24 protein-coding genes and 2 tRNA genes are annotated in these 22,511 nt (G+C 52.2%); 15 read left to right on the plus strand and 11 right to left on the minus strand.

Annotated features, from left to right (window positions below; all coding sequences use genetic code 11):
• Positions 1-108 precede the first annotated feature (108 nt).
• From Q0796_RS02540 to Q0796_RS02555, 4 genes are all read right to left on the minus strand, one after another.
• Positions 109-184: transfer RNA gene (locus Q0796_RS02540), tRNA-Val, on the minus strand.
• Between the two features lie 47 nt (positions 185-231).
• Positions 232-307, minus strand: a tRNA-Val gene (locus Q0796_RS02545).
• 96 nt (positions 308-403) lie between these two features.
• The gene (locus Q0796_RS02550; RefSeq protein ID WP_298439978.1) at positions 404-1,348 is read right to left on the minus strand and encodes a DUF3080 family protein; all 945 of its coding nucleotides are present in this window, start codon (positions 1,346-1,348) and stop codon (positions 404-406) included.
• Between the two features lie 52 nt (positions 1,349-1,400).
• Positions 1,401-2,750, minus strand: coding sequence for an MATE family efflux transporter (locus Q0796_RS02555; RefSeq protein ID WP_298439980.1), 1,350 nt, complete (start codon positions 2,748-2,750; stop codon positions 1,401-1,403).
• 45 nt (positions 2,751-2,795) lie between these two features.
• Here Q0796_RS02555 and Q0796_RS02560 point away from each other — a divergent pair, with 45 nt between their 5' ends.
• A complete protein-coding gene (locus tag Q0796_RS02560) occupies positions 2,796-3,410 on the plus strand; it encodes a riboflavin synthase subunit alpha (protein ID WP_298439982.1) in 615 nt (204 codons plus the stop codon).
• Between the two features lie 18 nt (positions 3,411-3,428).
• On the opposite strand, the gene Q0796_RS02565 is transcribed toward Q0796_RS02560, so the two are convergent.
• Genes Q0796_RS02565 through Q0796_RS02575 form a run of 3 tightly spaced genes read right to left on the minus strand, consistent with a single transcriptional unit; the run spans position 3,429 to position 5,253 of the window.
• Entirely contained in the window at positions 3,429-3,635 is a 207-nt protein-coding gene (locus Q0796_RS02565) for a CPXCG motif-containing cysteine-rich protein (RefSeq protein WP_298439984.1), read from the minus strand.
• Positions 3,636-3,638: 3 nt separating this feature from the next.
• Positions 3,639-4,397, minus strand: a complete 759-nt coding sequence (locus tag Q0796_RS02570; RefSeq protein ID WP_298439986.1) for a pteridine reductase — start codon at positions 4,395-4,397, stop codon at positions 3,639-3,641.
• Positions 4,381-5,253 (minus strand): fructosamine kinase family protein, encoded by an 873-nt coding sequence (locus Q0796_RS02575; protein ID WP_298439988.1) that lies wholly within the window; start codon positions 5,251-5,253, stop codon positions 4,381-4,383. Before Q0796_RS02575 ends, Q0796_RS02570 begins: the two co-directional genes overlap by 17 nt.
• A 286-nt stretch (positions 5,254-5,539) precedes the next feature.
• Here Q0796_RS02575 and thrS point away from each other — a divergent pair, with 286 nt between their 5' ends.
• The 4 genes from thrS (at position 5,540) to rplT (ending at position 8,691) form a co-directional block, all read left to right on the plus strand.
• The gene (gene thrS, locus Q0796_RS02580; protein ID WP_298439990.1) at positions 5,540-7,468 is read left to right on the plus strand and encodes a threonine--tRNA ligase; all 1,929 of its coding nucleotides are present in this window, start codon (positions 5,540-5,542) and stop codon (positions 7,466-7,468) included.
• Between the two features lie 3 nt (positions 7,469-7,471).
• Positions 7,472-8,017 (plus strand): translation initiation factor IF-3, encoded by a 546-nt coding sequence (infC, locus tag Q0796_RS02585; RefSeq protein ID WP_298440375.1) that lies wholly within the window; start codon positions 7,472-7,474, stop codon positions 8,015-8,017.
• Between the two features lie 93 nt (positions 8,018-8,110).
• Positions 8,111-8,308, plus strand: a complete 198-nt coding sequence (rpmI, locus tag Q0796_RS02590; protein ID WP_168659781.1) for a 50S ribosomal protein L35 — start codon at positions 8,111-8,113, stop codon at positions 8,306-8,308.
• Between the two features lie 23 nt (positions 8,309-8,331).
• A complete protein-coding gene (gene rplT / locus Q0796_RS02595) occupies positions 8,332-8,691 on the plus strand; it encodes a 50S ribosomal protein L20 (protein ID WP_168659782.1) in 360 nt (119 codons plus the stop codon).
• An 82-nt stretch (positions 8,692-8,773) separates the two neighbouring features.
• Here the strand turns inward: rplT and Q0796_RS02600 are convergent, their stop codons facing one another.
• Together Q0796_RS02600 and Q0796_RS02605 are read right to left on the minus strand one after the other, a co-directional pair.
• Positions 8,774-9,586 (minus strand): DUF1853 family protein, encoded by an 813-nt coding sequence (locus tag Q0796_RS02600; RefSeq protein ID WP_298439998.1) that lies wholly within the window; start codon positions 9,584-9,586, stop codon positions 8,774-8,776.
• A 36-nt stretch (positions 9,587-9,622) separates the two neighbouring features.
• Complete coding sequence (locus Q0796_RS02605; RefSeq protein ID WP_298440000.1) at positions 9,623-9,958, minus strand: hypothetical protein; 336 nt, start codon at positions 9,956-9,958, stop codon at positions 9,623-9,625.
• 244 nt (positions 9,959-10,202) lie between these two features.
• Here Q0796_RS02605 and Q0796_RS02610 point away from each other — a divergent pair, with 244 nt between their 5' ends.
• The 3 genes from Q0796_RS02610 to Q0796_RS02620 are packed head-to-tail and all read left to right on the plus strand — an operon-like array spanning position 10,203 to position 12,471.
• Entirely contained in the window at positions 10,203-11,198 is a 996-nt protein-coding gene (locus Q0796_RS02610; protein WP_298440002.1) for a 2-hydroxyacid dehydrogenase, read from the plus strand.
• A 7-nt stretch (positions 11,199-11,205) separates the two neighbouring features.
• Positions 11,206-11,961, plus strand: coding sequence for a Nif3-like dinuclear metal center hexameric protein (locus tag Q0796_RS02615; RefSeq protein WP_298440004.1), 756 nt, complete (start codon positions 11,206-11,208; stop codon positions 11,959-11,961).
• 30 nt (positions 11,962-11,991) lie between these two features.
• Positions 11,992-12,471: a hypothetical protein gene (locus Q0796_RS02620; RefSeq protein ID WP_298440006.1), complete on the plus strand. Its 480-nt coding sequence runs from the start codon at positions 11,992-11,994 to the stop codon at positions 12,469-12,471.
• 16 nt (positions 12,472-12,487) lie between these two features.
• Here the strand turns inward: Q0796_RS02620 and Q0796_RS02625 are convergent, their stop codons facing one another.
• Together Q0796_RS02625 and metG are read right to left on the minus strand one after the other, a co-directional pair.
• Positions 12,488-14,284: a sodium:proton antiporter gene (locus Q0796_RS02625; protein ID WP_298440008.1), complete on the minus strand. Its 1,797-nt coding sequence runs from the start codon at positions 14,282-14,284 to the stop codon at positions 12,488-12,490.
• A 272-nt stretch (positions 14,285-14,556) separates the two neighbouring features.
• Positions 14,557-16,614: a methionine--tRNA ligase gene (metG, locus tag Q0796_RS02630; protein ID WP_298440010.1), complete on the minus strand. Its 2,058-nt coding sequence runs from the start codon at positions 16,612-16,614 to the stop codon at positions 14,557-14,559.
• A 145-nt stretch (positions 16,615-16,759) separates the two neighbouring features.
• Here metG and apbC point away from each other — a divergent pair, with 145 nt between their 5' ends.
• The 7 genes from apbC to holB are packed head-to-tail and all read left to right on the plus strand — an operon-like array spanning position 16,760 to position 22,498.
• Positions 16,760-17,869 (plus strand): iron-sulfur cluster carrier protein ApbC, encoded by a 1,110-nt coding sequence (apbC, locus tag Q0796_RS02635; RefSeq protein ID WP_298440012.1) that lies wholly within the window; start codon positions 16,760-16,762, stop codon positions 17,867-17,869.
• A gap of 58 nt (positions 17,870-17,927) precedes the next feature.
• Positions 17,928-18,572: a uridine kinase gene (gene udk, locus Q0796_RS02640; RefSeq protein ID WP_298440014.1), complete on the plus strand. Its 645-nt coding sequence runs from the start codon at positions 17,928-17,930 to the stop codon at positions 18,570-18,572.
• A gap of 24 nt (positions 18,573-18,596) precedes the next feature.
• The gene (gene dcd / locus Q0796_RS02645) at positions 18,597-19,181 is read left to right on the plus strand and encodes a dCTP deaminase (protein ID WP_298440016.1); all 585 of its coding nucleotides are present in this window, start codon (positions 18,597-18,599) and stop codon (positions 19,179-19,181) included.
• Positions 19,181-19,981: an aminodeoxychorismate lyase gene (gene pabC, locus Q0796_RS02650; protein WP_298440018.1), complete on the plus strand. Its 801-nt coding sequence runs from the start codon at positions 19,181-19,183 to the stop codon at positions 19,979-19,981. The genes dcd and pabC overlap by 1 nt, the downstream gene beginning before the upstream one ends.
• Complete coding sequence (mltG, locus tag Q0796_RS02655; protein WP_298440020.1) at positions 19,978-20,991, plus strand: endolytic transglycosylase MltG; 1,014 nt, start codon at positions 19,978-19,980, stop codon at positions 20,989-20,991. The genes pabC and mltG overlap by 4 nt, the downstream gene beginning before the upstream one ends.
• Complete coding sequence (gene tmk / locus Q0796_RS02660; protein WP_298440022.1) at positions 20,988-21,605, plus strand: dTMP kinase; 618 nt, start codon at positions 20,988-20,990, stop codon at positions 21,603-21,605. The genes mltG and tmk overlap by 4 nt, the downstream gene beginning before the upstream one ends.
• The gene (gene holB, locus Q0796_RS02665; protein ID WP_298440024.1) at positions 21,602-22,498 is read left to right on the plus strand and encodes a DNA polymerase III subunit delta'; all 897 of its coding nucleotides are present in this window, start codon (positions 21,602-21,604) and stop codon (positions 22,496-22,498) included. The genes tmk and holB overlap by 4 nt, the downstream gene beginning before the upstream one ends.
• Positions 22,499-22,511: the final 13 nt, after the last annotated feature.

Here is a 22,511-nt window from a genome sequence, read left to right on the forward strand (position 1 = left end):
GCCATCGAAGCTCGCCGCAGGCGACAATAGCTACCGCGCAGCAACGCCAACAGTTAACTAATACACAGCCAAAAAAAGCCCGCTCAAATGAGCGGGCTTTTTTGTGTTTGGTGCGTCCTACTGGGCTTGAACCAGTGACATCCGCCATGTCATGACGGCGCTCTACCAACTGAGCTAAGGACGCGTTATTTATTGCATCAACAGGCCAAAGGCACATTGATTGAAGATAATTGGTGCGTCCTACTGGGCTTGAACCAGTGACATCCGCCATGTCATGACGGCGCTCTACCAACTGAGCTAAGGACGCACGTTGCTGCTAAGCAGCGGTGGCTATATTAGAACGGCGGCTAAGTGAGTGGCAAGGGCAATTTGCCGCTGCGGCGCTCAACTGCTGTTACTTTGCTCAACTGCGTGACATTGCGAAGCTTTTTCCATTTACCGAGGCATCACATTGCTGCAGCAGCTGCTGCCATGCGGTGGTGTGGGCACTGATTGCTTGCTGGTATTGGCCGCGCAAACTTTGGGGTTCTTCGCTTAGGTAAAAGTGAAAATAGGGCAGATCCGGCCAGGGCGATAACAGTTGTTGCAGCGAGGGGGTGATGGTGCGATCCAAGCGTTGCAGTTGCGCCAGTTGTGGCTGGATCCGTTTGCCGTAGATCCGGTGCAAGATGTTGAACAAAATATCGAATTGCTTGGGGCTGCAGCTGTTGGGATCCGCTTGTTGCAGTAACTCGGTGGCTTGGGTTAAGCCTTGTATCGATTCAATCATGGCGCGGTGCATCTGCCGCGGTTGTCGCTGCTGGTGTAATACCGCCAGTTGTTGTTCCAGTTGGGCACTGGGTTGGGCAATGGTGCGTTGGCTGTCGGCCAACACCTGTTTTAGGGTGACTAGGCCGATCACCGCCTGCAGCAATTCCGGGTTGTGAGTGATGTTGGCGGGGGCACTGGCATCGAGGTTGTGCCAGATCTCATCAGAGAGCAACAGTAAGCGGGCGCTGTAGCTGGGCAAACGCTGCTGTTTGTTGGTTAACACTTGTTGGCGCAGTGCTACGCCGCTGTCGCTTAATTGGCTGGGATCGCATTTATGCAGCTGATAAGCCAATTGATGGTGGTAGATTAGCTGCTGTGACGGGGGAGCAACTTTGCCAAGCTGGGCATTATGCTCACCGATAAGCGCCATAACCCCGCAGGGTTTTAAGGCGTAGCTGTCCAGTAGTCCGTAGCGTTGTTGTTCCTGTGGCGCCAGTCGGTGGCGTTGGGGTTGTGCCGGTAGGGGTAAGGTGACCGCTGTGCGTTGGCGATCCAGCACCCGTTCTAGCCGCGCAAGGTAGTCATCGTAATCAATCACACTGCGCTGGCAGCCGGCCAGCGCAGTTATCAACAGTAAGAGGGTAAGTTGCCTAAGCCACCACATGCCGACGTTGTACCACCTTCAAGCGTGCAAACAGCATCACCGCGGCACTGCTTAATCCTGCGATAAAGCCAATCCAAAAACCGTGGGCACCCATCGCTGGTACCACTAAATCGGTTAAACCAAACAGATAACCGATGCTCATGCCGACAATCCAGTAGGCGGCGAATGAGATCCATAATAGCGGAATGGTGTCTTTATAACCGCGTAAACAGGCGCTGGCGACCACTTGGATGGAATCGGAGATCTGGTAAATGGCGCACAGCAGCATCAATTCAACGGCCAGCGTGAGTACCATCTGATCGTTACTGTATAGATCGGCGATCCGCGTGGCGCCAATCACGGTGATTGCTGCGGTAATGGCCGCAACCACGATGCCCATTATCATGCCAATCTTGGCGACCATCGCCGCGATGTGCGGCTTTCCTTGGCCTAAGTAATAGCCGATGCGGATGGTCACGGCAATCCCGATTGACAGCGGAATGATAAAGATCAGACTGGAAAAGTTGGCGGCCACTTGGTGTCCTGCCACTTCAATGGCGCCAAGCGGGGCGATCATCACGGCCACAAAGGCAAACAGAGTCACTTCAAAGAAAATCGCCAAGGCCACGGGCAGTCCCAGTTTCCACAGCATTTTTTGTTGCTGCCAGTCGATCTTGCCAAATTGTTTGTGCAGCTGGTAATGGCCAAAGCGTTTGCCCCACAGCACGTAGGCACACATCATCAGTGCCATTGCCCAAAACACAATGGCGGTGGCAACGCCACAACCGGCACCGCCCATGGCTGGGGCGCCAAGGTGACCATTAATAAAGACGTAGTTGGCGGGAATATTGATCAGCAACCCAATGAAGCCGATAACCATGGATGGTTTGGTCCACGACAATCCTTCGGTGAAACTGCGTACCACCATAAACAGCAAAAATGCGGGCGCGCCCCATAAGATGGCGTCGATGTAGCCGGTGGTCAGGCTTTGCAATTTAGGCTCTAAATCCATTTGATTCAGTACCCAAGTGGCGTTGGTTAAAATCAACATGGCGGCCACCGAACACACAGTGGCAAGGTACAGCATCTGATGCACCAATGGCCGCAGCTTTTGCTGTTGTTGCGCGCCGTGATATTGGGCAATTAGGGCAGGGGTTGCCATCAAGATCCCAGCAAACAATAAGATGGTGGGTAACCAGATGCTGGTGCCAACAGCAACCGCCGCCATATCAGCCGCGCTGATCTGCCCAGCCATTACAGTATCGATAAAACCCATCATGGTTTGCGCGATCTGCGCCGCTAAAACGGGCAGCGCCAGTTGCACCAGTTTTTTGACTTGATAGCCAGAGTTATGCATTTTGTACAGCCATTCTAATTGTCGTTAAGTAGTTCGAGATAATTTATGTTTACAGGCATCGTGCAAACCTGCGCTCCGGTCGTGGAGATCATTGAAAAACCACAGTTGCGAACCTTGGTGGTGTCGTTACCAAAGGGGTTATGTGAAAACCTAGAGATAGGTGCCAGCGTCGCCAATAACGGCGTGTGCTTAACGGTGACGGAGTTGCGCGATAATAAGGTGTTTTTCGACGTGATGGAAGAAACGTTGAACAAGACCAACCTGATCAATTTGCAGGTTGGGGATCCGGTTAACATTGAGCGTTCGTTGGTGTTTGGTAAAGAGATTGGCGGCCACCTTGTTTCAGGCCATGTGCACACCATGGCCACCCTAACCGAATTGGAGCAAACCGCCACCAACTGCCGCATGCGACTGCAACTGCCGCCACAGTGGATGAAGTACATTTTGCATAAAGGCTTTGTTGGTATTGATGGTTGTAGCCTCACCGTTGGCGACACCTTCAGTGATGGTTTTGAACTGCACTTGATCCCCGAAACGCTGCGCTTAACTAACCTGTCGGAACGCCAACTTGGCGATCAACTCAACATCGAAATTGACAGCCAAACCCAAACGATTGTGGATACGGTTGAGCGGGTGTTGGCAGCGAAGCAATTGGGTTAAATCCACAAGTTAGGAGCTTTAGTAGTATTGCTCATCATCGGCATCAACAAATAACCGCATTAGTTGGTGCTGATCATCAATTTGCACCCGCAAGTTGATGGCATTACAACAAACGGTGCAATCGTCAATAAACTGCAATTCTCCGCCACTGGTATCAAAGGCAACCCGAGTTTGGGCACCACAGTGGGGGCAACTGATGTCGTGAACCTGGCTGCCAAGTTTCATCGGTTAGGCTCCGGTTAATGCGCCGAGGGAGCGGCCTCCATCAACGGCGAGGATCTGGCCGGTTATATAGGGCGCATCATCGGCCAGAAATACGATGGTCTTGGCGATATCATCCACATCACCAAGCTGCCCCAGTGGCACCTGTGCTAGTACCTGTTGCTGTGTGCTGGTACTGGGGGGCTGATCCGGCCATAAAATCGCACCGGGGGCGACCCCATTCACTCGCACTGTTGGTGCCAGTTCCAGCGCTAACGATTTTGTCATCATCATTAACGCGGCCTTGGCCATGCAGTATAGCGTGTGCTGTTTCAGCGGGGTGCTGGCGTGCACATCAATTAAATTAATAATGGCACCGCGGTGCTGACTTAAGGTGGGTTGCAAGGCTTGGCTTAACAGCAGCGGTGCCTTCATGTTGCTGCCAACCAAGTCGTGCCAATGGTGTTCGCTAATTTCCCCAATGGGGGTGGGATAAAAGCTGGACGCGTTATTTACCAACACATCGATGCGGCCAAACTGTGATAACGCCTGCCGTGCCAACAGGGTAGCCCCATGCTCGGCATTCAGATCTTGCTGGATCACCACCGAACTGTGAGCGCGGCGGCGATTAAGTTGCTCGGCAAGATCGTTGGCGTCCTCCAAGGCGTGGCGGCAGTGAATGATGGTGTGGTAACCACGCCGATGAAACGCGCGAATCGTGGCAGCGCCAACCCGTTTGGCGCTGCCGGTGATCAAAACCACCTTGGGGTTATCGTTGTGGCTCACAAAACTGTTCCTGTAATAGCGCTTGGCACTGCTGCAAGTAGCTGCCACCGAAGAGGTTCAAATGGTTTAGCAGATGATAGAGCTGGTAGATCGGTTTGCGCTGCTGATAGCCATTGGGTAACGGCCATTCAGCTTGATAGCCATGATAGAAATCGGCGGGCAGGGGGCTGAACAGCTCGGTCATGGCCAAATCGGTTTCGCGATCCCCATAGTAGCTAGCGGGATCAAACAGCACCCCAGTTCCATCGACAAAGGCCATGTTGCCACGCCAGAGATCCCCATGCAGTAACGATGCTTGTGGTTTGTGGCCACGCAGTTTTTCTGCGCACGCTTCAACCCAATGTTCGCAGTTGCCCAGATTATGGCCATGTTCCTGCGCCAATTTTAATTGCCAGCCGATGCGTTGTTCCGCAAAGAATTCGGCCCAGTTACTTTGCCAGCGGTTTGGCTGCACTGTGGTGCCGATGAAGTTGTCTTCGTCAAAACCGTATTGGGACTGACAGTGGTTGCGGTGTAAGCGCGCGAGATCTTGCCCAAACTGGTACCACTGAGCGTTGCTGCCATTGCCCAGCTCTAAATACTCCAGCGCGATAAAAGCATGATGGGCGGTGGTACCAGTGGTGATCACTTCTGGAATGACTAACCCCGGCTCGCGCCGTAACAGCGTTAATGCACGAGCTTCAGAGGTGAACATCTCTGCCTTGTGCTTGTCGTTGTATTTCACGAATAAAGAACAGTGATGATCGGCGATCTTATACGCGTGATGAATATCGCCGCCACTGATACTGAGCTTGTCGTTGATTTGAAACTCACGTCCAAGTGCATCAGATACTTGCAACCCGATTGCGTTCCACATAGCAGAAACCTCCGTGCGTGCTTAGCTGTCTTGGTTTTATCATAATCGGTGTTAAAACAAACCCGATTTGCACAACATTTGTCTTAAAATTTAGCAAAATGGGCGGGCGAACTAGACAATAGTAGGTGCTGTGCTTGTTGATTCTGTTTTTCATCAGTAAACTTTGACGATTCGCGGTGGTTAGCTGGCTTTGGTAAGGCCCAGAACCCGGCGAATAAGACAGTCAAACATCCCCTTTTATCACTCATGTGGCCCTTGGTATGGGTCACCACTGATGGAGTTAATCATGCCGATTATTACCCTTCCTGACGGTAGTCAGCGTCAATACGACAACGCCTTAACCGTAATGGATGTCGCCAAAGACATCGCCACCAGCCTCGGCAAAGCCTGCTTGGCCGGTCGCATTGATGGTCAGCGCGTTGACGCCTGCGAACTGATTGAAAAAGACGTATCGCTGGAGATCATCACCACGCGTGATGACGACGGTTTAGAGATCATCCGCCACTCTTGTGCCCACCTTATCGGCCATGCCGTTAAGCAGCTGTGGCCGGAAGCGAAAATGGCGATTGGTCCTACCATCGACAACGGTTTCTACTACGACATCGATCTGGAACATCGTTTAACCGATGAAGATCTGGAAGCGCTTGAAAAACGCATGAAGGAGTTGGCCAAAACCAACTACGACGTGATCAAGAAAACCGTAAGCTGGCAGGAAGCTCGGGACGCCTTTGAAGCCCGTGGCGAAACCTACAAAATGGAGATCTTGGATGAGAACGTCAGTAAAGACGACCGTCCGGGTCTGTACCACCACGAAGAGTACTTCGACATGTGTCGTGGTCCTCACGTACCGAACATGCGCCACTGTCAGCATTTCAAGCTGATGAGCGTAGCCGGTGCTTACTGGCGTGGTAACTCCGACAACAAGATGCTGCAACGCATCTACGGCACCGCATGGGGCGACAAAAAGCAACTGAAAGCTTATTTGAATCGTCTGGCTGAGGCTGCCAAGCGTGATCACCGTAAAATCGGTAAAGCGCAGGATCTGTTCCATTGGCAAGAAGAAGCCCCAGGCATGGTGTTCTGGCATAACGACGGCTGGAACATCTACCTAGAGCTGGAAAAGTTCGTGCGTCAAAAGCTGGGCCAGTACCAGTACGACGAAGTAAAGGGTCCATTGATGATGGATCGCGCGTTGTGGGAGCGCTCAGGTCACTGGGACAAATACGCCGACAACATGTTTACTACCACGTCTGAAAAGCGTGAGTACGCGATTAAGCCGATGAACTGCCCAGGCCACGTACAGATCTTTAACCAAGGGTTGAAGTCTTACCGTGATCTGCCGCTGCGCATGGCAGAATTTGGTTGCTGTCACCGCAACGAACCGTCAGGCGCACTGCATGGTTTGATGCGCGTTCGTGGTTTCACCCAAGACGACGCCCACATTTTCTGTACCGAAGAACAGGTACAGGCAGAAGTGACCGACTGCATCAAGATGGTGTTTGATACTTACAGCACCTTCGGCTTCAATGAAATCGCAGTGAAACTGTCGACTCGCCCTGAACAGCGTGTTGGTTCTGACGAAATGTGGGATCGTGCCGAACAAGGCTTGATTGACGCACTGGAGTCAAACGATATTCAGTACGAGCTGCTGCCTGGCGAGGGTGCCTTCTACGGCCCTAAGATTGAATTCACTCTGCATGATTGTCTTGACCGTGCATGGCAGTGTGGTACCGTGCAGCTCGATTTCGCACTACCAGAACGTCTGGGCGCAACTTACGTTGCCGAAGACAACAGCCGTAAGATCCCGGTGATGATCCACCGTGCGATTTTGGGTTCGCTGGAACGCTTCATTGGTATTTTGATTGAGGAGTTTGCTGGCAAGTTACCGACTTGGCTGTGCCCGACTCAAGTTCAAGTAATGAACATCACTGATAATCAGGCCGATTATGTGCGTGAAGTCGTAGAATTACTGAACAAACAGAACATTCGTGCCAAAGCCGACTTGAGAAACGAGAAGATTGGCTTTAAAATCCGCGAACACACTTTGAAGCGAGTCCCATATCTCGTGGTCTGTGGAGACCAAGAGATGGAAAATGGTGAAGTCGCAATTCGTACAAGAAATGGTGTTGACCTAGGAAAGATGACCATCGCGCAGTTTGCCGAGGCGGTTTCCCAAGAGGTTAATACCCGTAGTCTTAATATGCTGGAGGAATAAGCGATTAAAGGCGGAAAGAAACAAGCTCCTTTAAGTAAGGACCGTAACCGTATCAACGGCGAAATTCGCGCACGCGAAGTACGTCTGATTAATGCGGAAGGCGAGCAAGCTGGCATCCAAACTTTGGATGTTGCTTTAAAAATGGCCGCAGGCGCAGACCTCGACTTAGTTGAGATCAGCCCGAATGCTGAGCCACCAGTATGCCGCATCATGGATTACGGTAAATTCTTGTACGAAAAGAGTAAAGCTGCTAACGAACAGCGCAAGAAAACCAAACAGATTCAGGTTAAGGAAGTTAAATTCCGTCCTGGGACTGATGTAGGCGATTATCAGGTAAAACTACGCAACCTGACTCGCTTCTTGGAAGAAGGGGACAAAGTGAAATGTACACTTCGTTTCCGTGGTCGCGAAATGGCGCACCAACAATTGGGTTTTGACCTGTTAAATCGTATTAAAGACGATGTAGCAGAGATTGCTCAAGTTGAAGCTTTCCCGAAAATGGAAGGTCGCCAAGCCATTATGGTTATCGCACCTAAAAAGAAACAGTAAGAGCCTACAAGTAGTAAAGCCAGCCGGGGCTTAGGTCTCGGCTGTTTTTATTCGCCTTACAGTTCATTAACTTAACAATGCGGAGTTTCTTCAATGCCGAAGATGAAATCCAATAAAGGTGCTGCAAAGCGCTTTAAAAAAACCGCTTCTGGTGGTTTTAAGCGCAAGCAATCACACCTGCGCCACATCCTGACCAAGAAATCCACTAAGCGTAAGCGCCATCTGCGTGCTGGCGCAATGGTTGCTAAAACCGACGTGGCTTCCGTGCAGCGCATGCTGCCGTACGCATAATTGACTGGTCTAGGAGTTAAAGAATGGCTCGTGTAAAACGTGGTGTGACAGCTCGCGCTCGTCACAAGAAAGTACTAAAGCAGGCTAAAGGTTACTACGGTGCCCGTAGCCGTATCTATCGTGTAGCATTCCAAGCCGTTACCAAGGCTGGTCAATACGCTTACCGTGACCGTCGCGTTAAAAAGCGCACGTTCCGTCAGCTGTGGATCGCCCGTATCAACGCTGCTGCTCGTCAGAACGGCATGTCTTACAGCCGCTTTATCAACGGTCTGAAAAAGGCGTCTGTTGAAATCGATCGTAAGATCCTGGCTGACATCGCTGTATTCGACAAAGTAGTATTTACTGCTTTGGTTGAAAAAGCGAAAGAAGCTCTGGCTAAGTAAGTATTGCCCCTTGGGGTGATAACTTAGTTATCCAAATGAAAGAGGGAAGCTCATTGAGCTTCCCTTTTTTATTGCCTGAAATTCAGATCCTAGGCAAATGTTGCCATTGATCTTCCACCACAAACGCGTGTTCGTTACGGCTTGGATCGTACAGGTGTCGTGGCCACGGAAGCGCCTTAGGAAAGCCCCATTTGGGCAACAGGCGCCAATCTCGCCCTGCTAGCCAATCCCCTTTAGCCAGCAATCGCCATGGCCGCGGTGGCAGCGACGATTGACCATACCAACGCCCTAATGGCGCCGCCGTGGCAAGGTGGGGCGGAAGCTCAAACTCTGCGGTGGGCAAGTACAACCGACCCTGCAATAGGATCCGCTGTTTGCTGACTCGCCATCCCTGTTGTTGCAACTGTTGCTTGGCGGCGGTGGTGGCACTGAGCGGTAACTGCTTCGTCAGCATGTGCTCTAATTTGTTGGCTAAGCAATCCTTTCTGCCAGGGCCTAGCCAATTGCTGGGCTCACGGCCATCGTCATCACCTAAGTAGAACTTAATCGCCAGCTCCCAGTGCTCAATGTTGCCGCTGGGCAGATGTCGCAGTACTAAATCTAAGGCGCCTTTGGTGCGCTGATCTTGCCAGATGGTGTGATCGCGGGCCAGAAGCTGATAATCCGGATGCCAGTGCAGCAAGGTGTACCACAGCTGCTCGTAATAGCTGCCTAGGCGACGGTGTTGGCGAACAAAGGGCGGCGTCAGTTGCTGTTCAAATTGGGCCAGTTGAGGCCAGAGCGGTCGAGCGAACTCCGTCAGAAATTGGCCGTCAATAAAGGACCCTTGCTGATAAAGCGGGGGAGCGCTGAGGATCCAGGCTAAGTCACGAGTGAGAGGATGTTTAAAGGGCATAAAAAAGCCGACCATTGCGGTCGGCGATTTTGGACGTTATAGACCGCGTGGCAGTTTGCCGCCGTTGCCGATCTTTTGTGCCCATAACTGCTTTGGCGTTAAGCCACCGTTGCCTGAGGCTTTCACGGTTGCTTTTTTAGCAGCAGGTTTTGCTTTGGCTTCTTTTTTTACTGCTACTTTTTCTGCGGCAGCGGTTGGTGCTGCACCAGCAAGTTCAGCGGCCATCTCGGCCAAGCCAGCGAGGCGAACGGATTTGCCATCGTCTACTTTAAACCAGCTGCCTTTTTGTTCGATGGTAGGCTCTTTACCATGTTTGGCAAGGTACGCGGCAGTGAACTGCGCGATCACCTCTTCCTTATTCAGTTTTGACATGGGATCGGTCTGTTTAGCTTAAAATTCAGCGGGCAATATTACCTGCTCGCGCTTCAGGGTTCAACTTTCAGCGGCGACAAAAGCAGCACACTGGGTTTATCAGTGCGGCGGATCAAATCCTTAGGGTGGCAAGCTTTACATTGATCACGGTTTTGAGGCGAAATCGCTGCCTTAGATTTAAGATTGAAGTGGCAACTGGCGCTTATCGCCACCACAGCAAGCATCAACAAAAGGAGAAAAGCGTATGCAAATCAAAAAAGTGGCCGTATTTTCAACAAAACCATACGACCAACGCTTTTTAGAAGAGGCGAATCAAGACAGCCGCATTGAGCTGACCTACTTCGAAACTCGCTTACGTCAGCGTACCGTGAAACTGTCTGAAGGGTTTGACGCCGTATCCTGTTTCGTAAATGACATTGTTGATCGTGATGTGATTGAACAGCTGGCTAAGCACGGTGTAAAAATGATCGCACTGCGTTGTGCCGGTTTTAACAATGTTGATATGCAGGCCGCCAATGAATTTGGGGTGCGGGTTTGCAACGTTCCAAGCTACTCGCCAGAATCCGTTGCCGAACACGCGTTGGCGATGATGTTTGCGCTTAACCGTAAAATTACCCGAGCGAACGTGCGGGTAAAAGAGCACAACTTTGATCTGGACGGTTTATTGGGCTTTAACTTTGCCAAGGCCACCATTGGGATCATCGGCACCGGTAAAATTGGTGTTGCCACCATGCGGGCATTGAAAGGGCTGGGCTGTGAGCTGCTGTGCTATGACCCATACCCGAATGAACACGCTGCAGCACTGGGTGAATACACCGATTTAGACACCATCTACGCACGCAGTGATGTGATCAGCCTGCACTGCCCACTGACCGATGACACCTACCACATCATCGATAAAGACAGCATCGCTAAGATGAAAGACAACGTTATGCTGATCAACACTTCCCGCGGTGGTTTGGTGAATGCCCAAGACGCGCTGGATGGGATGAAGTCGGGCAAGGTGGGTTACCTGGGTCTGGATGTGTACGAGCTGGAAGGCGATTTGTTCTTCCGCGATCTGTCTGGCCGAGTGCCTAACGATGATGTATTCGCCCTGTTGCTGAGTTACCCTAACGTTTTGGTAACTGGTCACCAAGGTTACTTCACCAAAGAAGCCCTTGAGCAGATCGCCTCCACCACATTGGATAACTTGGAGCAATACTTCCAAGGCAACACCAGTGGCAACGAATTAAAATAAGTAGAATATGCAAAGACAGGAACTGCTCAGCTATTTGGATGGCTTGTTAAAACCATGGCAGCTAAAGGATTACGCCCCTAACGGCCTGCAAGTTGAAGGTCGGGATGAGATCCACACCATTGTGACAGCGGTAACCGCAGATCAGCGGGTGCTGGATAAAGCGGTTGAGCTAGGGGCCGATTGCGTGCTGGTACACCACGGTTACTTTTGGAAAAGTGAACCGGCGGTGATCACCGGCATGAAGCAGCGCCGTTTGAAGGCGTTACTGTGTAACGACATCAACCTGATCGGTTACCACCTGCCTTTGGATGTTCACCCTGAGCTGGGCAACAACGCTCAGCTGGCGCGTTTACTGCGGATCAGCAATGTTCGACCGCTGCACGAAGGTAACGACACCGATCTTGTGCTGCGCGGTGAGTTTGAAACGGCCATGAGCGGGGCCGAATTAGCTGAGTATCTGGGCCATAAACTGGGGCGCCAGCCGTTGCACATCGCCGGCCATAATCGGCCGATTAAGACCTTAGCATGGTGCAGTGGCGGGGCTCAGGATTACCTTGATGAGGTCGCCAGTTTTGGCCTTGATGCCTTTATCTCGGGTGAGGTGTCCGAACGCACTTACCACAGTGCGGTAGAACAGGGGATCGATTACTTTGCCGCTGGCCACCACGCCACCGAGCGTGGTGGCATTCAGGCCTTGGGTGATCATTTAGCCAGTAAGTTTTTTCTGGATGTTCACTTCGTTGATACTCCTAATCCGGTGTAGTTAATGCGCAGACACGACAAAGGAATGTTTATGTCATTGCTGCCAGCCGTCGCTGCGTCAGTGATGTTGGTTGGTGCCAGCCCAACGGCGAACGCCAATGATGGTGCTGATGCGTTGCCGCAATTAGTGGTATTGTTAAACCAGCAACTGCAACAGCAGCAATGGGCGGTGGGGCCGGCGCACAGTCGCTTTTACTTTGAACTGGGCGCTGAAACGGCGGATCTGCATTTTGTGCTTGCACAGCAAGTGCAGCAGCACGAGTTATTGCAACAGGTCGAGCGCAGCCAGCGTAGCGCTCGATTCGTGCAGATGTACCGTTATGCCAATCAGCAAAGTGGCGGAGAGTATGGTGAAGTGATGAGCGCTGCCATGCAGCAATCGTTATGCATGTTGCCACACACCAGTAAGTTACTTGCTAGTGGCTTAGGAATTGAATTGCAGTACCGCACAGACGCAGACAGCAACGCGCCGATGATGTTGATAGACCGCTACGGCTTCAGCGGCTGCTAAGGTGGCATCGATGTAATTAAACGGCCCCATGGCCGTTTTTTTCATTCGGCGGCAGCAACGCCATCACTTCCCACTCTGGCTGTGGTAACCAGTCACTGCTTTGGCTAAAGATCTTTACCCGCCCCTTGGGGGGCAGAGCCAGCAGCGGTACCGCATAGGGGTTTTGCATCTGATATTGCTGCCACACAAATTCGGGCGACAAAGTGGTGCTGCTGATGGCCCACCCCTGCATGAGCCTGCGTTCTAACTCCAACAACGTTTGGCCATTAAATAGTGATTGGTGGTGGTGGCGCTGCTGTTTCCTTGGGCTTTGGATCGTATTGGGCTCGGCCAGTCGATAAATGTTCGGTTTACCCAAGAGATCTTGATAGTGATAAGCGATCTCCGTGTTTTGCTGGCGATAGGGTGACAGCACCATCAATCGCTTGATTAACGACAGATCCAATTGGCTTTGAGCGTGCTCGGACATCGGATTGCCATAATAAACCTGCAAGCCCTGCATGCGGGCGTGGCTTAAATTATCCCAGTTGGTGTCGCATAGCAGTGCGGGGATCTTGTGCTCGGTTAAGGCTGCGGCGATGGCTTGCGCCAGCGGATTGCAACCAAAGATCAACACGCCATTGCAGGGCGGCGCTTGCTGGCCAAGCCACTTCACCACGGTTGGGGTTAACACGCTTTGCAGCACCACCGTGGTCACAATCACTAAAAACACCAAGGCCACCAGTTTGTCTGCCCCAGCAATGCCCAGTTGCTGCAGCTTTAAGGCAAACAGTGCCGAGATCGCGGCGGCGACAATCCCTCGTGGGGCGATCCAGCCCAGCAACAGCAATTCACGCCAATGGAGTTGGTTGCCAAGGCCGCACAACCACACCGCGATGGGCCTCGCGATCAGAATCAATACTGCCAACCAAGCCAATGCTTGCAGATCAATCAGCGCAATCACGCTTGGTTCAAGCCGAGCTGCTAATAAAATGAATAACGCTGAGATCAGTAACACCGATAAGGTTTCTTTAAATTCGATGATTCGCTCTAAATCAAGGTCGTCGCTGTTGGCCAGCCAGATCCCCATAACGGTTACCGTAAGCAGCCCAGATTCGTGCATTAATTCATTGCTGATCCCAAAAGCCGCCAGCATCAAGGTTAATACGGCGATGGTTTCAAGGTAATGGGGCAGCCAACGGTGGCGCAGAGCATAAGCCAACAGATAGCCGCCAAGTGCACCAATCACCAGGCCGGTCGCGATGGTAAAGCCAAAGATGGACAGCGCATGGGGCAGGGCGGCAGCGCCTTGGCTGGCACTGAGAAACTCATACACCAAGACCGCGAGCAAGGCACCGATGGGATCAATTAAGATCCCTTCCCATTGCAGAATGGTGGCGATTTTGGGATTAACACGGATGCTACGCAGCAGCGGGGTAATGACCGTTGGCCCAGTAACCACCACTAAGGAGCCAAGTAAAGCGGCAACCGGCAGTGGCAAGGCCAAAATATAATGCGCCGCAACGGTGGCGATGGCGAAGGTCACAACCATGCCTGGCAGCACCAAATTACGCACCATTTTATTTTGGCCGCGCAGTTGATCAAAGCGCAAACTGAGGCTTCCCTCAAATAGGATCACAGCCACCGCCATCGAGACTATTGGGAACAGCAAGGGGCCAAGCAGTTGATCCGGTTGCAACAGCCCCAGAGCCGGCCCAAGCATTAAGCCGGTCAGCAGCAGCGGCAAAATGGCCGGTAGTCGCAGACGAAACGCTAACCACTGGCACAGAATGCTCAGTAGCCCCAATAAACACAGATGCAGCAGCGGCGACATGATGACTCCAGTTAACCTGCCCATTAGGCGAATATGGTTTCCTAACAGCGGTTGATGAAGGGTAGGTGAGTCGGCCAATTCAAGCCGCAGCAAATGAGCGAATTCGGGGTTACCAGACGGCGGAAACGATCTATGCTGGAGCCAACCGACGCCGGTGAAGCGTTGAACGCGAGTGTGCCACCGCCGTCGGTTCGTGAACTGCCGAACCAGCCAGACATAAAAAAACCGAAGCCCAAGGCTTCGGTTTTTTGGTTTAAGCACTAGGGCCTAATTTACATGATGCGCTGACCAGGTACGGCACCGGCATCTGGGCTGAACAGGTAGATATCTTCCCCACCTGGGCCTGCTGCCAAGACCATGCCTTCCGACAGGCCAAACTTCATTTTACGTGGGGCAAGGTTGGCCACCAAGATGGTTAACCGACCTTCCAGATCTTCTGGCTTGTAAGCCGATTTGATCCCAGAAAACACTTGGCGAGTTTCGCCGCCAATGTCCAAGGTCATCTTAATCAGCTTCTTAGCGCCTTCAACGTGCTCTGCTTTGGCGATGCGGGCAACGCGCAGATCGGTTTTGGCAAAAGTGTCGAAGTCGATGGTGTCGGCAATCGGATCTTTTTCCAGCTCGTCATTACCCGAAGCGGTGGTTTCTTCTGCCGGTGCTGCCGCTTGTTCCTGCGCCAGATCCGCCTTGGTTGCTTCGATGATGGCATCGATTTTGGCCGGTTCAATACGTTGGATCAACGCTTTGAACTTGTTGATCTGGTGGCCAGTCAGGGTGTCATTAATCCCATCCCAGGTCAGCTCACTGTTTAAGAACGCTTCTACGTTCTCAGCCATTTGTGGCAACACAGGCTTCAGGTAAGTCATTAGGATGCGGAACAAGTGAATGCCCATAGAGCAAACTTCGTGGGTCTTTTGCTCCATGCCTTCTTGCTTAGCCATCGCCCATGGGGCCATGTCTGCAATGTAGGCGTTGGCCTTGTCTGCCAAGGCCATCACTTCGCGGATTGCTTTACCGTACTCACGGCCTTCAAACAGTGCCGCAATGGTTGGCTGCGCCTGTTGGAACTCCGCCAGCAACGCTGGGTTTTCAACGTTATCGGCTAACTTGCTGTCGAAGCGCTTGGCGATAAAGCCTGCGGTGCGGGAAGCGATGTTAACCAGCTTACCAACCATGTCGGAGTTCACGCGCTGGGCGAAGTCTTCGAGGTTCAAGTCGATATCATCGATGCGATCGTTCAGTTTCGCCGCGTAGTAGTAACGCAGGTATTCTGGGTGCAGGTGATCCAAGTAAGTGCGGGCCTTGATAAAGGTGCCGCGAGACTTCGACATCTTCGCGCCGTTAACGGTAACGTAACCGTGGGCGAAGACGTTGGTTGGCTTACGCAGATCGGCGCCGTGCAGCATCGCTGGCCAGAACAAGCTGTGGAAGTAGATGATGTCCTTACCGATGAAGTGGTACAGCTCGGTGGTGGAATCTTTGCTCCAGAACTCATCGAAGTTCAGATCATCGCGGCGCTGACACAGGTTATCGAACGAGCCCATGTAACCAATTGGCGCGTCCAACCAGACGTAGAAGAACTTCTTGCCATCGGTGCCTGGGATCTCAAAGCCGAAGTAAGGGGCATCGCGAGAGATATCCCACTGCTGCAGACCTTGCTCGAACCATTCGTTCAATTTGTTGGCCATTTCAGACTGCAGGGCACCGGAGGTGGTCCACTGCTGCAATACGTCTTTAAACTGGGGCAAATCGAAGAAGTAATGCTCGGAGTCTTTCATTACTGGGGTGGCACCAGAAACAACTGACTTAGGCGCGATCAATTCAACAGGAGAGTAGGTTGCCCCACACACTTCACAGTTGTCGCCGTTCTGTTCTTCGGCCTTACACTTAGGGCAGGTACCGGTGACAAAGCGATCTGGCAGGAACATCTGCTTCTCAGGATCAAACAACTGTTCAATCACGCGAGTTTTGATGAAGCCACTGTCGTTCAAGCGATTGTAGATTTCGCTCGACCACTTACGGTTTTCGTCCGAGTGGGTAGAGTGGTAGTTGTCGTAGTTAACCAGAAAGTCAGCAAAGTCGGCTTGATGCTCTTTGGAAACCTCTGCGATCATCTGTTCTGGCGTGATCCCCATCTTCTGCGCTTTAAGCATGATAGGTGTGCCGTGGGTATCATCGGCACAAACCGCAATACATTGATGGCCGCGCAGTTTCTGGAAGCGAGCCCAGATGTCGGTTTGAATATGCTCCAGCATGTGGCCAAGGTGGATGGAGCCATTGGCGTACGGTAACGCGCTGGTCACCAGAATTTTTCTCTTCTCGACTGACATCGTCTCTCGTTTCTGTTTTGGTACGGATCAAAGCCGCAAGTCTAACTTAAGACTTCACTTTTTTCACCCGCAAGCGGCGCTAATGCGCGCTTTGTCTTCACCTTTTGGTACACTTGCAGCTATTGCTAAACATAGGAACTGGCTTGTGACCGATTTTGTCCTGCACAACACCCTCCCTGAGTCTCTATCTCAACTGGTTTTAGACCGCCTAAAAAGCTTCAATGAACCGCTATTAAATCAAAACTTGATCGACTTAGATATCTTGCGCGCGCTGGCCATTGACGACCGCTGCCTGCAAGTGGGGTTGTTGATGCCATACCCCTGTCAGTCGCAATACCATGATTTGGTGATGGCGCTGACCAACCACTTGGCTGAGCTGGATGGCATCGATCAAGTCGAGTGCGAAATCGGGTTGAATGTGGCCGCAGTGCACGGCGGCAGTGCCGCGCCGCACCCGAAGATCCGCAATGTGATTGCGGTGGGTTCCGGTAAAGGTGGGGTGGGTAAATCCACAACCGCAGTGAACCTTGCCCTAGCATTGGCTGCCGAAGGCGCCCGCGTGGGCATGCTGGATGCGGACATTTATGGCCCCTCCATTCCAACCATGTTGGGCTGCACTGATTTTTCCCCAAGCAGTAATGATGGCAAGACCATGCAACCGGCCTATGTTCATAACATGGCGGTGATGTCGATGGGCTTTTTGGTGACCGACGACAACGCTTCGGCGTGGCGTGGGCCAATGGCCGCTGGGGCGATGGAGCAGTTGATGAACGAAACCAACTGGCCAGAATTGGATTACTTGGTGATTGATATGCCACCGGGTACCGGCGACATTCAATTAACCCTGTCGCAAAAATTCCCTGTCTCCGGAGCGGTGATTGTGACTACCCCACAGGAGATCGCCACCTTGGATGCCCGCAAAGGGATCACCATGTTTAACAAGGTGCATGTGCCGGTGCTGGGCATTGTGGAAAACATGAGTTACCACCTGTGTCAAAATTGTGGCAGTAAAGAACATCCGTTCGGTCAGGGCGGTGGACTCGAAACCGCAAATAGGTACAATGTGCCGCTTTTGGGCGAATTGCCGCTAAATGTGTCAGTTAGAGAGCATTTAGATAGCGGAAAGCCAACGGTTGTCGCTGAGCCTGACGGTGAGATCTCTGCAGAGTATCGCACCATCGCCCGTAACGTGGCGGCAGCCCTGATCCATCGCTCTCAGCCTCAGGGCTTGAGCATTGAGATCACTAACGAATAATGAATAGAAGGGGCCTTTTGGCCCCTTTACCTTAACTTCTGTGTGAGATAGCAACACTATGACTTCCGAACAGCAATGCGTCATCATCGGTATCGCGGGTGCATCTGCATCAGGTAAGAGCTTGATTGCTCGTACTATTTACGAAGAACTGACGCGTGATCTGGGCACTGATCAAATTGAAGTGATCAACGAGGACGCCTACTACAAAGATCAATCTCACCTGACCATGGAAGAGCGGGTTAAGACAAACTACGACCACCCAAACGCCTTAGACCACGATTTGTTGGTACATCATCTGCAGATGTTAAAGGCGGGCAAATCAGTTGAAGTGCCAACGTATAGCTACGTTGAGCACACGCGCATGCAAGAAACCCATTCGGTTACTCCGAAGAAGGTGATCATCCTAGAAGGGATCTTGCTGCTGACCAACCAAGCGCTGCGTGAGCAGATGCATGCTTCGGTGTTTATGGATACGCCATTGGATATCTGTTTTATCCGTCGCCTGACCCGCGATGTTGAAGAGCGCGGGCGTTCGATGGAATCGGTGATCGGCCAATACCAAAGCACAGTACGACCAATGTTCCTGCAGTTTATTGATCCATCCAAACAACATGCAGACATTATTGTGCCTCGTGGTGGTAAAAACCGCATCGCTATTGATATCCTCAAGGCCAAAATCCGTCAGCTTGTAAATGCTGACTAAAACAAAAATAACAAGGACATACGGATGCGCCTAACCGATTCAGAGATCATTGAACACCTAGACCTCGGGAAAATAGTGGTTGAGCCGCGCCCCGCTGATGACAAAATCAGCGGCGTGAGCTTAGACGTTTCCTTGGGCAATAAATTTCGTGTGTTTAAAGATCACACCGCGTCGCACATCGATCTTTCCGGCCCCCGGGAAACCGTGCAAGCGCAATTGAATCAGGTAATGAGCGACGAGTTGGTGATTGGTGATGAGCAGCAGTTTTTTCTCCATCCGGGGGAATTGGCGCTGGGGATCACTCATGAAGCGGTTACCTTGCCGGCCAACATTGTTGGTTGGTTGGATGGCCGTTCATCCTTAGCCCGTTTAGGGCTGATGGTGCACGTCACCGCGCACCGGATCGATCCCGGCTGGTCTGGTAACATCGTGTTGGAGTTTTTCAACAGCGGTAAATTACCGTTGGCGTTAAGCCCACGGATGGCCATTGGCGCGTTAAACTTTGAACAGTTAAGCCGCGATTGCGCTCGCCCGTACAATGCTCGCTCTGATGCCAAGTACCGTGGTCAGACTGGCGCGGTAGCAAGCCGGATCAGCCAGGACGACTGATGACGTTTTGGCTTAATGGCACGCCAGCGACAGACATATCGCTGGCGGACCGAGGCCTGACCCTAGGCGACGGTCACTTCACCACCATCCTTGTTAACAACGGCCACCTGCATTTGTGGCCGTTGCATCGTCAGCGCCTGCAACAGGCCAATCTTGCCTTAGGCTTTCTTGATCCCGATTGGCCAGCCCTTGAATCGCAATTAGCGGATATCGCTCAGCAAGCCCAAAGGGGCTGTGTGCGGATCAGCTTTACCCGTGGTGCGTCTGGTCGCGGCTATCAAGGCCAATGGCAGGTAACCCCCAACTGCATCATTCAACTCAGCCCGCTGCCAGCACATTATTCCGTGTGGCAACAGCAGGGAATTGAGGTCATGGTTGCTGATGTGACCTTGCCGTTTGGCGGACCGCTGGTGGGGATCAAAACCCTTGGCAGAGCCGAACAAGTGCTGATCAAACAATCGTTGAGCAACACCGATTGCGACGATCTGCTGTTGCTGGATCCCTTTGCTAATGTGATTGAAGCGAGCGCCGGAAACCTGTTTGTGCTGATTGATGGCGTGGTTGTTACCCCGCAGCTCAGTTACAGCGGCATTGCTGGGGTAATGCGGCAGCAACTCATTACTGCCGTGGTGCAGCTGGGCTACCCAGTGCAAGTGCGACCGTTGCATCTTGCCGAGTTAGCTCAGGCGCAGCAAGGCGTTATCAGCAACTGTTTGATGGGCGCAGTGCCGATTAAACAGATTGACGGTAAACCAATGGATTCAATGGATTTGGCGCATTCGCTGCAGGAACAATTATGAAGCGACTGTTAACACGATTAGCGGTAGGTTTGGGGCTGGTGTTTACCATCACCGCAGCCGGTACGGTGTTTGTTTACCAGCAAAGCAAACAGGCGTTGGTCTCGCCCTTAGGCTTAACCAGCACCACCGAAGTGGTGATTAAGCCAGGGCAGAGTGTGCGTAAACTAATGCAACAGTGGCAGCAACAAGGCTGGCTGGAAACCGATCTCTGGTTGCGTTTGGCCTTAAAGGCTCGGCCAGAACTGTCCGCGCTTAAAGTGGGCACCTACCGGCTGGAGCCGGGCATGACGCCGGAACAAGCGTTTACCTTATTGGGCAGTGGCATCGAAGCGCAGTTTTCCATCACCTTGGTGGAAGGCGGCACCATCGAACAGTGGCTAACGCAAATTAGCCAACACCCTCGTTTGCGCCAAACGGTAGCCACTTCGGCTCAGTTGGCGGATAAGTTGGCACTGGATGATCAAAACCCAGAAGGCTGGTTTTATCCAGATACTTACTCGTTTACTGCGGGCAGCAGCGATGTTGAATTGCTGACACGCGCTCACAAGCGCATGGAGCAGGCGTTAACGAAGGTGTGGGAACAGCGACAAAGCCCATTGCCGCTGGCGACCCCTTATGAACTGCTTACCTTGGCCTCGATCATCGAAAAAGAAACCGCGGTCGCGGCTGAACGAAAACTCGTGGCTTCGGTGTTTGTTAATCGGCTGAAGCGCGGCATGCGCTTGCAGACCGATCCCACCGTGATCTACGGCTTGGGCGATGCCTATCAAGGCGACATTACCCGCAAGCATTTAAAAACGAAAACCCCATACAACACGTATCGCATTGATGGCTTAACGCCAACGCCGATCGCCAATCCATCCTTGGCATCGCTGCAAGCCGCAGCGGATCCAGCCAGCAGCAACTATCTGTATTTTGTTGCTGACGGCAATGGCGGCCACGCTTTCAACACCAACTTGAAAGCTCACAATCGTGCGGTACGAGCTTATTTGAGAAAACAGAAACAATGAACGGCACATACATCGTAATTGAAGGGCTAGAAGGCGCAGGTAAAAGCAGTGCCGTGGCACTGGTGAATCGCTTCTTGGCGCAACGTTTTCCTGGGCGCGAAATCGTGAATACGCGCGAACCGGGCGGTACGCCGTTGGCTGAAGAGATCCGCGAGATCTGGAAGCGACCTCGACCAGAAGCAATGGCACCCATTACCGAATTGCTGATGGTGTACGCTTGCCGTGCGCAACTGGTTGAGACCGTGATTAAACCAGCGCTGACACGCGGTGCAGTGGTGTTGGGCGATCGCCATAATTTAAGCTCCATTGCGTACCAAGGTGGTGGTCGTGAACTGCTGCCGCAAGTGGCGGCGCTGTCAGAGCTCACCCTTGGGCAGTTCAAACCGGATTTAACTTTATACTTAGACATTGATCCGGCCATCGGCTTAGCCCGTGCGCGGGCGCGTGGCGAGTTAGATCGAATTGAGCAAGAACAGCTGAGTTTCTTCGAGCGAGCTCGACACTGTTACCAAGCCGAGGCGGCAACGGATGCGCGGATCTTTACCATTGATGCCTCGGCGCCAATGGATCAGGTGCAGGCCGATATCGTTAAGGTACTGGAGCAACAACTTTGATTAGCCGTGCCCCTTGGTTAAGCCAACCGTGGCAGCAATGGCAACAGCGGCAGCAATCGGGTCGCTTGGGGCATGCGCTGTTACTGCAGGGGCCGGAGGGCACAGGGAAGCAGCTGCTGGCCGAGAAAATTTTGGCGCAGCTACTTTGCGATAGCCAAAGTCATTGTGGGATGTGCAAAAGTTGCCAGCTGCTAAAAAGTGGTAATCATCCAGATCGGATCGACATTCACCCCGATGGCACCCAGATCAAAGTGGAAGCGATCCGTGGCCTGATCACACAACTGGAAAGCACCGCGCACCAAGGTGGTGCTCGCGTGATCACCTTACATCAGGTTGAACGGCTTAACGGGGCTGCAGCCAATGCGTTGCTCAAAACCTTAGAAGAGCCGATGCCTGGGGTTTACCTGCTGCTGTTGTGCAGTGCCCCTGAAAAGTTGCTGCCCACCATTACCAGCCGCTGCCAAAAGTTGTTGGTGCCGATGCCCAGTTGGCAGCAAACCGCCGATTACTTAGGGCCGCAAGCCCAGACATTAGGCAGTTGGCCCTATTGGCAGGCGCTTTTAGGTGGGCCGTTTGAGCTAGAAAAATGGCTTAAAAAAGAAGATGTTAACCAAGTGACTCAATGGCGTAAGAGCTGGCGAGCCAGCTTGAAAAGTGGTTTACTTGAGCCACAATTAGCAGCGGTATCTGCAGAGCAGGCACCCATGGTCTTGAAAGTCTTGTACTTTGAGTTGCTGTTTATTGGTCGAAGCCGACCGCAATGGTTAGCCAGTAACTATCATTCAGTGCAATTGGTTAGTGAAAAAATCGCTTGGTTACAACGACAAACAGGCATTAACCTAACGGCAGTACTGCAACAATTGATCACCGAGATCCGCCAACATGCGGGTTAATCGATATAACAAG

The sequence above is a fragment of the uncultured Ferrimonas sp. genome, from assembly GCF_947489035.1.
Lineage (GTDB): Bacteria > Pseudomonadota > Gammaproteobacteria > Enterobacterales > Shewanellaceae > Ferrimonas.

Bases quoted from the DNA above. Each gene is read 5' to 3' on its own strand.
- pabC (WP_298440018.1), top strand. From the start codon at position 19,181: ATGACGTTTTGGCTTAATGGCACGCCAGCGACAGACATATCGCTGGCG.
- Q0796_RS02610 (WP_298440002.1), top strand. From the start codon at position 10,203: ATGCAAATCAAAAAAGTGGCCGTATTTTCAACAAAACCATACGACCAA.
- metG (WP_298440010.1), bottom strand. From the start codon at position 16,614: ATGTCAGTCGAGAAGAGAAAAATTCTGGTGACCAGCGCGTTACCGTAC.
- dcd (WP_298440016.1), top strand. From the start codon at position 18,597: ATGCGCCTAACCGATTCAGAGATCATTGAACACCTAGACCTCGGGAAA.
- mltG (WP_298440020.1), top strand. From the start codon at position 19,978: ATGAAGCGACTGTTAACACGATTAGCGGTAGGTTTGGGGCTGGTGTTT.
- Q0796_RS02560 (WP_298439982.1), top strand. From the start codon at position 2,796: ATGTTTACAGGCATCGTGCAAACCTGCGCTCCGGTCGTGGAGATCATT.
- Q0796_RS02605 (WP_298440000.1), bottom strand. From the start codon at position 9,958: ATGTCAAAACTGAATAAGGAAGAGGTGATCGCGCAGTTCACTGCCGCG.
- rpmI (WP_168659781.1), top strand. From the start codon at position 8,111: ATGCCGAAGATGAAATCCAATAAAGGTGCTGCAAAGCGCTTTAAAAAA.
- Q0796_RS02555 (WP_298439980.1), bottom strand. From the start codon at position 2,750: ATGCATAACTCTGGCTATCAAGTCAAAAAACTGGTGCAACTGGCGCTG.
- Q0796_RS02625 (WP_298440008.1), bottom strand. From the start codon at position 14,284: ATGTCGCCGCTGCTGCATCTGTGTTTATTGGGGCTACTGAGCATTCTG.
- tmk (WP_298440022.1), top strand. From the start codon at position 20,988: ATGAACGGCACATACATCGTAATTGAAGGGCTAGAAGGCGCAGGTAAA.
- Q0796_RS02565 (WP_298439984.1), bottom strand. From the start codon at position 3,635: ATGAAACTTGGCAGCCAGGTTCACGACATCAGTTGCCCCCACTGTGGT.
- Q0796_RS02600 (WP_298439998.1), bottom strand. From the start codon at position 9,586: ATGCCCTTTAAACATCCTCTCACTCGTGACTTAGCCTGGATCCTCAGC.
- Q0796_RS02620 (WP_298440006.1), top strand. From the start codon at position 11,992: ATGTCATTGCTGCCAGCCGTCGCTGCGTCAGTGATGTTGGTTGGTGCC.
- rplT (WP_168659782.1), top strand. From the start codon at position 8,332: ATGGCTCGTGTAAAACGTGGTGTGACAGCTCGCGCTCGTCACAAGAAA.
- thrS (WP_298439990.1), top strand. From the start codon at position 5,540: ATGCCGATTATTACCCTTCCTGACGGTAGTCAGCGTCAATACGACAAC.
- Q0796_RS02575 (WP_298439988.1), bottom strand. From the start codon at position 5,253: ATGTGGAACGCAATCGGGTTGCAAGTATCTGATGCACTTGGACGTGAG.
- Q0796_RS02615 (WP_298440004.1), top strand. From the start codon at position 11,206: ATGCAAAGACAGGAACTGCTCAGCTATTTGGATGGCTTGTTAAAACCA.
- udk (WP_298440014.1), top strand. From the start codon at position 17,928: ATGACTTCCGAACAGCAATGCGTCATCATCGGTATCGCGGGTGCATCT.